This window comes from Candidatus Deferrimicrobiaceae bacterium, assembly GCA_035256765.1.
Taxonomy (GTDB): domain Bacteria; phylum Desulfobacterota; class Deferrimicrobia; order Deferrimicrobiales; family Deferrimicrobiaceae; genus CSP1-8.
The window spans coordinates 1-10,906 of record DATEXR010000005.1 but is presented as its reverse complement, the minus strand read 5'-3'; the positions used below and the strand labels follow the sequence as shown (position 1 = coordinate 10,906).

At 63.9% G+C, this 10,906-nt stretch carries 11 protein-coding genes; 7 read left to right on the top strand and 4 right to left on the bottom strand.

Going from position 1 to position 10,906, the window contains the following annotated elements; genetic code table 11:
- The 3 genes from VJ307_00145 to VJ307_00135 form a co-directional block, all read left to right on the top strand.
- The coding region (locus VJ307_00145; protein HJX72534.1) for a hypothetical protein at positions 1–186 on the top strand (186 nt) is incomplete at its 5' end.
- A 12-nt stretch (positions 187–198) separates the two neighbouring features.
- Positions 199–780 carry a K(+)-transporting ATPase subunit C gene (gene kdpC, locus VJ307_00140; GenBank protein ID HJX72533.1) on the top strand — a complete coding sequence of 194 codons (582 nt, stop codon included), beginning with the start codon at positions 199–201 and terminating at the stop codon, positions 778–780.
- Between the two features lie 38 nt (positions 781–818).
- Positions 819–2,495 carry a PTS sugar transporter subunit IIA gene (locus tag VJ307_00135; protein HJX72532.1) on the top strand — a complete coding sequence of 559 codons (1,677 nt, stop codon included), beginning with the start codon at positions 819–821 and terminating at the stop codon, positions 2,493–2,495.
- Positions 2,496–2,773: 278 nt separating this feature from the next.
- Here the strand turns inward: VJ307_00135 and VJ307_00130 are convergent, their stop codons facing one another.
- Positions 2,774–3,403, bottom strand: a complete 630-nt coding sequence (locus tag VJ307_00130; protein HJX72531.1) for a Spy/CpxP family protein refolding chaperone — start codon at positions 3,401–3,403, stop codon at positions 2,774–2,776.
- A 180-nt stretch (positions 3,404–3,583) separates the two neighbouring features.
- Between VJ307_00130 and VJ307_00125 the strand changes: the two genes are divergently transcribed.
- Together VJ307_00125 and VJ307_00120 are read left to right on the top strand one after the other, a co-directional pair.
- Positions 3,584–5,050 carry an ATP-binding protein gene (locus VJ307_00125; GenBank protein ID HJX72530.1) on the top strand — a complete coding sequence of 489 codons (1,467 nt, stop codon included), beginning with the start codon at positions 3,584–3,586 and terminating at the stop codon, positions 5,048–5,050.
- Between the two features lie 6 nt (positions 5,051–5,056).
- Positions 5,057–5,728 carry a response regulator gene (locus VJ307_00120; GenBank protein ID HJX72529.1) on the top strand — a complete coding sequence of 224 codons (672 nt, stop codon included), beginning with the start codon at positions 5,057–5,059 and terminating at the stop codon, positions 5,726–5,728.
- Between the two features lie 255 nt (positions 5,729–5,983).
- On the opposite strand, the gene VJ307_00115 is transcribed toward VJ307_00120, so the two are convergent.
- From VJ307_00115 to VJ307_00105, 3 genes are all read right to left on the bottom strand, one after another.
- On the bottom strand, positions 5,984–7,288 hold the full coding sequence (locus VJ307_00115; GenBank protein ID HJX72528.1) for a cation:proton antiporter: 1,305 nt from the start codon (positions 7,286–7,288) through the stop codon (positions 5,984–5,986).
- A 176-nt stretch (positions 7,289–7,464) separates the two neighbouring features.
- Entirely contained in the window at positions 7,465–8,622 is a 1,158-nt protein-coding gene (locus tag VJ307_00110; GenBank protein ID HJX72527.1) for a peptidoglycan DD-metalloendopeptidase family protein, read from the bottom strand.
- A gap of 452 nt (positions 8,623–9,074) precedes the next feature.
- Entirely contained in the window at positions 9,075–9,242 is a 168-nt protein-coding gene (locus VJ307_00105) for a hypothetical protein (GenBank protein ID HJX72526.1), read from the bottom strand.
- Positions 9,243–9,454: 212 nt separating this feature from the next.
- Here VJ307_00105 and VJ307_00100 point away from each other — a divergent pair, with 212 nt between their 5' ends.
- Together VJ307_00100 and VJ307_00095 are read left to right on the top strand one after the other, a co-directional pair.
- A complete protein-coding gene (locus tag VJ307_00100) occupies positions 9,455–10,060 on the top strand; it encodes a sigma-70 family RNA polymerase sigma factor (GenBank protein HJX72525.1) in 606 nt (201 codons plus the stop codon).
- Positions 10,061–10,065: 5 nt separating this feature from the next.
- Positions 10,066–10,566, top strand: coding sequence for a zf-HC2 domain-containing protein (locus VJ307_00095; protein HJX72524.1), 501 nt, complete (start codon positions 10,066–10,068; stop codon positions 10,564–10,566).
- Positions 10,567–10,906: the final 340 nt, after the last annotated feature.

Below are 10,906 nucleotides of genomic sequence, written 5' to 3'. Positions count from 1 at the left end.
ATCTTCAACGCCCTCATCATCGTCGCGCTCATCCCCCTGGCCCTCCGCGGGGTGCATTTCCGGCCGCTGGGCGCTGGGGCGCTGCTGCGCCGCAACCTCCTGATCTACGGGCTGGGCGGGGTGCTGCTCCCCTTCCCGGGGATCAAGATCGTCGACATCGCAGTGAACATGTTCCATCTCGCGTGAGGAGGGAGACCCATGAAGGACCTTGTCGCGGAACTCCGCGCCTCGATCGCCGCCACGCTGCTGCTGGCGGTCCTGTGCTGCGGCATCTACCCGGCGGTCGTCTGGGCCGTCGGCCAGGGACTGTTTTCCCGCAAGGCCAACGGCTCCCTGGTCCAGGTGGACGGGAAGGTCGCCGGATCCTCCCTCCTGGCCCAGGGGTTCACCGCTCCGAAGTATTTCCACCCCCGCCCCTCGGCGGCGGGGCAGGGGTACGACGCCGCCAGCTCCTCGGGCACGAATCTGGGGCCGACGTCGAAAAAACTGATCGAGAGCGTCAAGGAGCGCGTCGACGCCTACCGGGCGGAAAACGGCCTGCCCCCGGATGCGCGGGTGCCGGCCGACGCCGTGACGTCCTCGGCGAGCGGGCTGGACCCCCACATCAGCGTCCGGAATGCCTTGCTGCAGTCGGCTCGCGTCGCGAAGGCGCGCGGCATCGGCGAAAAAGACGTCCTGGCGAAGGTCGGAGCGCACACGGAAGGGAGAACCCTGGGGTTGCTGGGGGAACCCAGGGTAAACGTCCTGACACTGAACCTTTCGCTGGACGGTAAAATGTAACCGGTATGCCGGAAGAGCGGGCCGACACTTTCCTCCGATTGATCCGCCGCGCGGGGCGCGGACGGCTGAAGGTCTACCTCGGGTACGGCGCCGGCGTCGGGAAAACATACCAGATGCTCCTGGAAGGGCACCGCCTCAAGGACGAGGGGATCGACGTCGTCGTCGGGCTGGTGGAGACCCACGGGCGGGCGGAAACCGCGAAGCTGATCGAGGGACTGGAGGTCGTCCCGCGCCGCCGGCAGGAGTACCGGAGCGTGGTCCTCGAGGAAATGGACCTTTCCGCCGTCCTGGCCAGGAAACCCCAGGTAGCCCTCATCGACGAATTGGCACACACCAACGTTCCCGGCAGCCGGAACCCCAAACGGTACCAGGATGTCCAGGACATCCTGGCCGAGGGGATCCACGTCATCACTACGCTGAACATCCAGCACCTGGAAAGCCTCTACGACATGGTGGAGAAGGCGACCCACGTCAAGATCCGGGAGCGGATACCGGACACGGTGCTCGGCGAGGCGGACCAGCTCGTGAACGTCGACCTGACGACCGAAGATCTCCGCAAGCGCCTGCTGGAGGGGAAGGTATACCCGCCGGAGCGGATCCAGACCGCGCTGGAGAATTTCTTCAAGGCGGCGAACCTGGAGAAGCTCCGGGAGCTGACCCTTCGGGAGCTCGCCTCGCAGATCGACCAGCGCCGGCGGGAGACCCCGGAAGAAGAGGCCGTCGCGGCCCCGGACCAGATCATGGTGTGCCTGAGCTCCCGCGGCCCCAAGGGGGAGGCGCTGCTCCGGTACGCTTCCCGGCTGGCGGGAAAACTCAACCGGAACTGGTACGCCGTCTACGTGCAGACCCCTTCCGAGGAGCCGACGGTCATCGACGCGCATACACAGCGCATCCTCTCCGGTACCCTGATCCTCGCCAAGCAGCTGGGTGCGATGGTTTTCACGTACAAGGGGGAGGACATCGCGGACACCCTCCTCCGTTTCGCCAGGGAATACCGGGTCGGGACCATCGTCGTGGGAAGCCCGACCCCCCTCCCCGCCTGGAAGCGATGGATGGGAGAGCGCAGCACGGTGGACCGGCTGATCCACAACGCGATGGGGATGACCGTCGTCGTCCTCGACACGCGAGAGGAAGAGGCGGCCCACCCGCGGCCGACTCCGGAGAGGGGAATAAGTGAAGCACCCCCCCCGCGAACCACCGAAGGAACGGTTCCTCCCGCTTCCAGGCTGCCGGTCCTGAGCAACCTGATCAGCACCCGGGGCATCGTGATATGGAACCAGCCGGTCCGGAAGGAGCTTGCGTTGCGCACCTTGGTGGACGCGGCAGTGTCGGACAGCGGGATCGGCGATCCGGCGACGGTTCTCGGACTGATCCTGAAGCGGGAAGAGGAGGGGTCGACGTTCTTCAACGAGGGGGTCGCGTTCCCCCACGCGCGCGTGGAGAACCTGGAAAATCCCATCGTCGCCATGGGCGTCACCCGCCAGGGGGTGGAGGACCTCTCCCTCGAAAAACCGGTGGAGTACATCTTCCTGGTGCTCACGCCCGCGGAGTCTCCCGACTCCCAGGTCCAGATCCTGGGGATCCTCGCGAGGGTTTCCCGGAACCGCCACTTTCTCCTGAAGATCCGGTCCTGCCGTACCCCCGAAGAGGTTCTTTCGGCCGTTCAGGACTGGGAGGCGCAGCAGGCGGTCAGCATCGTCGAACCTGCTCCATAAGCCTTCTGCGGCAAGCATGCCGGCGTATCTATCGAAATAGGAGAGTTTTGTGACGCTGACAACAAGTGCGTAAATCCAGAAGGATTTTTAACTTGAGCATCCGGATTCCCTCCCAAACGAATTCTTGCTTCCGAAGATCGCTTCGCTTCAACGCGGGGGTCGTGTCGTCGTCCGTCAGACCTCCGTTGCACAGGGAAAGTCTTCGCAGGTGCGGTTGCCGGGGCCTTCCACCCCGGCAACCGCTGGTGCGCGAAAGGAAAACCCCGGGAAACAGGGGTTTACTTCCATGAGTCGCGGCCGGGCCGTTTCTCCCCCCAGGGATGGAATTTCTTTGCCCGTTCCCGCTGTTCGGGGGAGAGAAGGGCGAAGATTTGGCTTTTGACCCGGGCCCGGGACACCATCAACTCGGTGCGCGTCTCGTTCTGGCTAGCCGCCAGGGAACGAACCGCCGCCTCGTCGAAGGGCTCCGCCTCCACGGCCCGGCGGATCTTCTCCCGGGTTTCCCCAAGCTTCTGCCGAAACGGAGCGACTTTCTCCCTCTCGGTTTCGAGAATGGTCTTGACCTGCTCCTTTTGGGCATCCGTCAGATCGAGGGCCTTGGCCAACCGGGCGAAGTGCCGCCCTGACCCCTTTCCCATTCGACCGCCGGAAGGACCCCCTTCCGGCACGGCGACCATTTGGCCCTGGATCTGCCGGCAGGTACCCGACACGGCATCCCCGCGGGGAGTGGTGAACTGGACCGCGTCCCCCTCGCGGAGTCCCGCACACGCGTCGATCGCCTCCTGCGGCGGACCCTGCCGGTGCCGTCCATCCCCATGGCCTCCGAAGGCGTACCCGTATGCCGGAATCATGGCCAGAATCGCCAGGATCCCCAAGGTTTTCATGACATTTGCTCCCATCGTCTTCATCGCGATCTCCTTTCCGATCCGTGTTTGACGTCCATCGTCATGACCGATTAAACCCGTCGAATGTGGACGAAATGGGGAGGAAATGAGGAAATTCTCGGGGGGACCGGGATATCTCTGGTTTTCCCCGATTCCGCTGTGCTATGGGAGATCGTGAGGTCGGGCACGATTTCGGGAGGGGGCGTGAAGATCCGGATCCAATACAAACTGTTTCTCGCCATGCTGGCGGCCGCCGGGGGCGTGGTCGTCTGCATGTTTCTGGTGATGCGGTGGAGCTTCGACCGGGGATTTCTCAACTACGTGAAGACGATGGAACTCACGCGTCTCGACGCCCTGGCCAGCGAACTCGAGGAAGGTTACGCCGGGGAGGGTTCCTGGCGGTTTCTTCAGGAGGACCCCCGCCGCTGGCGCGAGATGCTCCGGGATTCTCTCCCGGACCGTCTCCGGGAATCCCCTCCGCCGGGATCGACCGGAGAGGGCCTTTCCGGCGAGAGGGGGGAGCCGTCCCGGCCGCGAAGGGGGCAGCGCATGGCGGCCGGAAGGATGCCGCCGGAATGGGCGAGGCATCCGGGGCGCAGGTTCGTGCTGCTGGACGCCGGGAAAAACCGGATCTTCGGCCCCTCCGAGCTTCCGGGGGACCTTGCGCTAAAACCGCTGATGCGTGGAGGGGAAACGGTGGGGTATGTGGGATGGGTGCCCTCGAGAATCCTTTCCGACGCCCACCAGTTGCGGTTCGTCCGGGAACAGAAACAGGCCTTCGCCCTCATTGCCCTGGCCATGGTCTGCGGGGCGGCTCTATTATCCTTCCCCCTCGCCCATCGGATGGTGAAACGAATCGGGGACCTGGCCGAAGCGACGCACCGGCTGGCCTCCGGAAAGTACGACGTGCGCGTGCAGGTCTCGTCGTCCGACGAACTGGGCCGGCTTGCCCGGGATTTCAACACGCTGGCCCTGACCCTCGAGAAAAACGAGCAGGCGCGACGGCAGTGGGTCGCCGACATCTCCCACGAACTGCGGACCCCTCTGTCCGTGCTCCGGGGGGAGATCGAGGCGATGCAGGACGGGATCCGCGCGGCCACCCCCGAGGCGATCGGCGGCCTGCATGGGGAAGTGATGAAATTGAGCCGGCTGGTGGACGATCTCTATGAACTCTCCCTTTCGGACATCGGCGCCCTGACGTACCGCATGTCGGACACCGACCTCGCCTCTGTGCTCCACCAGGCATTGGATCTGTACCGATCGGAATTCGCCGACAAGAACATTTCCCTGGAGACGGATCTTTCCCCCGGCCCGGCCATCCCCCTGTTCGCGGACGCCGATCGGCTGCACCAGTTATTCTCCAACCTTCTGGAGAACTCCCTGAAATACACCGATCCCGGCGGCCGGTTGCGGGTCCGCATCGAACGGGATGGCGAGACGGCCACCATTCATTTCCAGGACTCGGCTCCCGGCGTGGCCGGGACGGAAACGGGGAAGCTCTTCGACCGGCTCTACCGGGTGGAGGGATCCCGAAGCCGGGCCACGGGCGGTGCGGGGCTTGGCCTGGCGATCTGCCGGAACATCGTCGAGGCCCACAAGGGAACCATCACCGCCCTCTCCTCCCCGCTGGGAGGCCTTTGGGTGAGGGTGGAATTGCCCGTGAGCGGATAGGAAGATATGCCCGGGAAGATCCTTGTGGTCGAGGACGAGCCAAGGCTTGCCGGCGTGCTCAGGGATTACCTGGAGCAGGCGGGATACGAAGCGCACTGCCTCGGGGATGGCCTGGCGGTCGTTCCCTGGGTCCGGGAGAAAGCCCCCGACCTGGTCCTGCTCGACCTGATGCTGCCGGGCAAGGACGGCATGGAGATCTGCAAGGAGATCCGCTCCTTCTCCCCGGTCCCGATCCTCATGGTGACGGCGCGCGTGGAGGAGATCGACCGCCTGCTCGGGCTGGAACTCGGGGCGGACGACTATATCTGCAAGCCCTACAGCCCCCGCGAGGTCGTCGCGCGGGTCAAGGCGGTGCTGCGCCGCGCAGGCGGGCAGCCGTCTCCCGCCAGTCACGGGCTTTTCCTCGACAAGGATCGCTACCAGGCGACCCTCCGCGGCGTTGCCCTTCCCCTCACGGCCGTGGAGTTCCAGTTGCTCCATCTCCTGGCATCGAACCCGGGGCGCATCTATTCCCGCAGCCAGCTGATGGATCGGATCTATTCCGACCAGCGCGTCGTCAGCGACCGCACGATCGACAGCCACGTGAAAAAGCTGCGCAGGAAGATCGAGGCCGCCGTCCCGGGCGAGGAGTGGATCCGCTCGGTCTACGGCGTCGGGTATAAATTCGAGGCGCCTTAACATCATGGGCGGGGACACTCCTCTCCCGCATCCCGGATATGAATCAGGAATGTCCCCGTTGAATTGCGTCGAGCGGAATGGCAGCGAGCGGGCGCCGTTTCGCGGGTGCCGAAATAGCGTAGCAAGCCGAAGGAGTGGGTGCGCTGTGAGGTTAAGCGCAGCCGTGCAGATTCACCGCACGGCGAGCCACGAACGGAGCCCCCTCCGAGGCGGCGGAGCGATAGCCGCCCGCGAGCACCGTGAGGGAAGCGGATTCTACCCTTCCTCCTCTTTCGGCTTCCCGGCCAGGGCCCACTTGAGCAGCGGCGGGGTGATGAGGGTGGTGACGAGCACCATGATGACGACCGCCGAGTAGGTGGTGTTGTCGATGATCCTTTCTCCCCCGAGGATGAGGGTCGCCCCGAGGCTCGCGAAGATCAGCCCGACCTCCCCGCGGGGGATCATCCCGAATCCGACGGCCCACCGGTTGATCCCTTTCCCCAGAACTCCCAGGGAGCACAACTGCTTCCCCGCGATGGCGGCGACGGTCAAGGCGAGTGCGAGCCACAGGGCATCCGTGGATGAGAAGACCCGGATGTCCACCTTGGCCCCCATCTGGACGAAGAATACCGGAACGAGAAATTCCATGATGGGGCGGAGGGCGTCCTCGAGGTAGTGGATCTCCCGCTCCCCGAATTCCCGGAAGTGGACCGATTCGAGGAGCAGGCCGGCGGCGAACGCCCCCACGATCGGGGCGAGGCCGGAGATCCCGGCGAGGTACGAGAGGAGGAAGCAGAAGGCGAGGGATACCCCCAGGAGGACCCCGGGCCCCCGAAGCTTCGCGGCCCTCCAGAAGATCTTCGGCGTCAGGAACGACCCGAGCATGAGGGCGAAGACCAGGAACCCCCCCGCCTTGAGAGCGATTTGGGCCTGGGACCACAGACTCATCTTCTCCCCCTGGTCCGCGGCGAGGATGATCCCGGAGACGGTGGCGAGGATAATGAGGCCCAGGACGTCATCGATCACCGCGGCCCCGAGGATGATCCGCGACTCCTTGTCCCGGGATTTTCCTATGTTCTGGAGAACGCGCGCCGTGATCCCGACGCTCGTCGCGCACAGCGTCGCCCCCAAGAAGACGTGGGTATAGACGGATTGCTCCGGCAGGAGCCAGGCGCCCACGAACCATCCCAGGCCAAACGGCGCGGCAACGCCCAGCAAGGCCACCAGGAGGGAGGAGAGACCCACGTTCAGGATGTCCCGGATGGTCGACTCGGCCCCGACGGAGAACAGGAGGATGACCACGCCGATCCTCGCGAGGATGTCGACATACGGGTCCGTGTCGATCCCTGCAAGCCCCTGGACGCCGAGGAGGGGTAGGTTCCCCAAGAGGATCCCGGCCAGGAGCTCGCCCAGGACGGCCGGCTGCCCGAGGAGCACCCCGATGTGCCCCATCAGTTTCGCAGCCAGCAGGATCACGACGAGGTAGAGAAGTAGCGGCAGGGAAGGGTCCTCCCCGGACGCGAAGGCGACCGGGGGCAGAAGCACCCCGACGAGAAGGACAAAGAAAACGACCCGTTTCATGGTGAATTCGCCGCCCCTTCCTACAGGAGAAGGCCCCGCCTCCGGTCAGGCGTCAGGCCGTCTCCTCTGGGAAGAAAATACCGTCATTCCGGTTTCATGGCAAAAAAAGAAGAAACCTCGGTCCGGCGTAAGCCCCTCCCGGGACGGATCGAGCCATGGGGGAGGAACGGGCCGGTTCAGCGGCCCGACGCGGCCGTCCGTTCCGCGGTGCGCGTGCCCGGCTCCGGCGGGGCGGGGACGATCGAGGCGAGCGCGAGCCCCAGCGCGTGCCGTTTCTTGTCATAGTCGGCGAGGAGTTGCTTCGGGATCCCCCCGCTGCGGGGGATGTCGACCTTGAGGGGGTTTACGAACCGGCTCGCCTGCTTCATCCGGAAGTCGAGGTGGGGGCCGGTGGCGCGGCCGGTGGCCCCGACGTACCCGACGACGTCGCCCTGCGCGATCCGGGCGCCTCGCCGGATTCCCTTCCGGATCTTTGCGAGGTGGCCATAGTAGGTGGTGAACCCCTTCGGGTGCCGCAGGATCACGAGGTTGCCGTTGGCCCCCTTGTACCCGGCGAACAGGACGGTCCCGTCTCCCAGGGCGGACACCGGGGTTCCCCGGGGCGCGACGTAGTCGACGCCCAGGTGGGGCCGGCGGATCTTCAGGATCGGGTGCATCCGGTGGAAAGTGAACCCGGAGCTGATGCGGCGGTAGCTCAGCGGGGCCTTCAGGAAGGAGCGCTGGAGCGATTTCCCCTTGTCGTCGTAATAGCCGGCACGCCCGTCGGGGCCCTCGTACCGGAACGCCCGGGACGTCGTCCCGTCGTTTACGAACTCGGCGGCGAGGATCTCCCCGTACCGCTTGAACCGGCCGCCCAGCCACAGTTCCTCGACGACGAACCGGAAGGTGTCCCCCTTCCGCAGGTCGGTCGTGAAGTCGATGTCCCAGGAGAAGATGTCGGCGAGGGCGTACGCAAGCGGTCCGGACTCTCCGTCGTTCCCCAGGCAGTCGTAGAGGTTGCTCTCGATGCGCCCTCCGAAGGTGCCCTCTCTCGTTTCGTACGGGATCACGATTTTTTCCGCCCGGAACTCGGGGTCGAAGCGGGTGACGTTGAGCAGGACGTCGTCGTTGATCTGATACGTAAGCGAGAGGACGCTGTTGTCCGGCGCCAATTCGATCTTGTACGGTTTCCCCGCGGAGATGTTCCGTAATCGGTGGATGCCTGCGGACGCTTCCCTGAGGCGGAGCAGTTCCTGAATATCCAGACCGTACTTTTGGAAGATGTCGACCATCGTCTCCCCGCGCTTTACTACGTCCTCGATCAGGCGGGAGGTCACGGGGATCTTCCGGGGCATTTCCCCGGTCGTTCCTTCGGAAGGGGAGGGGGAAGAATCGATCTGTGGGGGAGGTGGATTGATGTACGTGCTGAAGAGAATAAACAAAAGAAATGCGGGGATCAGGAAAAGGACCCGTTTCATCGAAGCTCCGATTCGGATAGTAAGGAACATTTTCCCCAATAAGGGAATCGTGTCAACCCCGGATTTCGGGAGAAACGGATTTCCGGCATATGGATCCCCCGAAATCAGGCGATCGGGCGCAGATCAATCGATACCAAAGCGTTTTTTCCTTTCCCAAGAAGATATCGGCCGGTTTCCCCCCTTTCTTTACGGACCGGGGAAGGGGAGGTTGGATGCGGAGGAGGGGGAGGGCGGGAACCGGAACGGACGCTGCCTTTTTCCCCGGCTGCAGGGGGAAGAAGATTCACGTCGGCGCCTTGGAGAGGGGATTCCTTTCCTTTCGACTTTCCTTACGATCCGATGAAGAGCTCGAATTCTCCTTCCCTCTCGCCTCCCTCCGGGGGAGAAGAGGGCAGCGACATCGGGGGTTTTCCCCTTTTGGCCACGGCAAGGAGGAAGGTAAGAGTCCCGGCGGCCAGCAGGGCGGCGAAAAAGCAGCAATTGCGGTTCGCTTTCACATAGATCTCCCGACGGCCGGAAAAAGCCGGCGTTTCCTACGATTGTAAGGCAAATCCGTCGCGCGGCCAAGCGTGAAAGGCGCGAAAGGCGCGAAAGGATTCCGAAGGTGCGGGGCGGCTCTTGCGCCTGCGGGGAAAAACATGGTAATCGTTGCAATTCAGGCTGTAAACGAATCCGGGTCCCGACGGTCGAATCTAAGCAGGAGCAGCGCATGCACGCGGAGCGGCTGTTCGACGACAAGGTTCTTTTGGAGGAGCTTCGGAAAGGGTCCGACGAGGCGGTCGAGGTCCTGTTCCAGCGGTTCCACGGGAAGATCTACGGCCTCGCGATGTCGATCCTGAAGAACGAGAGCGACGCCGAGGAAGCGGCCCAGGACGTGTTCCTGACGGTGTTCCAGAAGGCGCACACGTTCAAGGGCAATTCGGCGCTCTACTCCTGGATCTACCGGATCTGCGTGAACGCCTGCCTGATGAGGCTCCGCGGGAAGCGCCGCCAGGAGACGGTCTCGATCGAGGAATTCATGCCGGTCTTCACGGAAGACGGGATGCATGCGAGCCCCGTGGAGGACTGGAGCAAGGAAGTCGAGCGGAAGATGCTCGACAAGGAGCTGGGGAACGTGATCAAAAAGTTCACCGAGGATCTTTCGGAGAAATACCGTGTGGTCTTCGTCTTGAGCGACGTCGAAGGCCTGTCGAACGAGGAAACCGCGCAGATCCTGGGCTTGACGGTCCCCGCCGTGAAATCGCGCCTCCACCGTGCGCGCCTCTACCTGCGGGAACAGCTTTCCCGGTATCTGAGGGAAGGGAAGGTGGCATAGGCGTCATGAACTGCAAGGAGCTGGCCTACCTGCTGGGGGATTACCTCGACGGCACCATGGAGGAGCAGCTTCGGGGGGAGCTGGATGTCCACATCGAGATGTGCGACTCGTGCACGAACTTCCTCAACACCTACGACAAGACCAGGATCATCTGCCGGCAGGTCCGTCTTTCCGAGATCCCCGAGGAGTTCCGGGAGCGGCTGAGATCGTTCGTGATCGCGAAGGCGAGGGAGCACCATAAAGGGATCGAGAAATACCTTGCGTTGGCCGCGGAGGAACGAAGGAAGGAGGTCCGGTCGCTCCTCCGGGCGTTCCGGGAGAAACGGCTTTCCCCGTCCCTGTCGGTGCTGTTCGACGCGCATCGAAACCGGTGCGAAATCTGCGGGGCGTTCATTCGTGCCCTGAACGGCGGAGAGGATCCGACGTCGGTCCCCCCCGGGATCGAGGAACATTTCGCCGAGTTTCTCGATGCGCTTCCTCCGGGAGAGGAACCGTACCGGTCCTGACCGCCCCCCCTGCCGGCCTTTCTTTTACACCGTTGTTTTGAAATATCTGATATTGTGGGAGAATCGCCCATGGAAGAGCGGGTACCGCCGTGGAACCTCTCCCGGCCGCCTCAACCCCTTGCCGGCCGACCCCAGGGGCCACCGCTTCTTCCTTTTCTTCATCCCATGATACGGGGATAGGAGCATGCGTCTTTTTCCATTCAGCGCGATCGTGGGTCAGGAGTTGATGAAGAAGGGTCTGTTGGTGAACGCGGTGGACCCGTCGATCGGGGGGGTTCTGATCCGGGGGGAGAAGGGGACGGGGAAGACGACGGCGGTGCGTGCGTTCGCGTCGGTCCTT

Coding starts and splice junctions, on each gene's coding strand:
- kdpC (HJX72533.1), top strand. CDS start 199: ATGAAGGACCTTGTCGCGGAACTCCGCGCCTCGATCGCCGCCACGCTG.
- VJ307_00120 (HJX72529.1), top strand. CDS start 5,057: ATGCCCGGGAAGATCCTTGTGGTCGAGGACGAGCCAAGGCTTGCCGGC.
- VJ307_00130 (HJX72531.1), bottom strand. CDS start 3,403: ATGAAGACGATGGGAGCAAATGTCATGAAAACCTTGGGGATCCTGGCG.
- VJ307_00100 (HJX72525.1), top strand. CDS start 9,455: ATGCACGCGGAGCGGCTGTTCGACGACAAGGTTCTTTTGGAGGAGCTT.
- VJ307_00110 (HJX72527.1), bottom strand. CDS start 8,622: ATGCCCCGGAAGATCCCCGTGACCTCCCGCCTGATCGAGGACGTAGTA.
- VJ307_00115 (HJX72528.1), bottom strand. CDS start 7,288: ATGAAACGGGTCGTTTTCTTTGTCCTTCTCGTCGGGGTGCTTCTGCCC.
- VJ307_00095 (HJX72524.1), top strand. CDS start 10,066: ATGAACTGCAAGGAGCTGGCCTACCTGCTGGGGGATTACCTCGACGGC.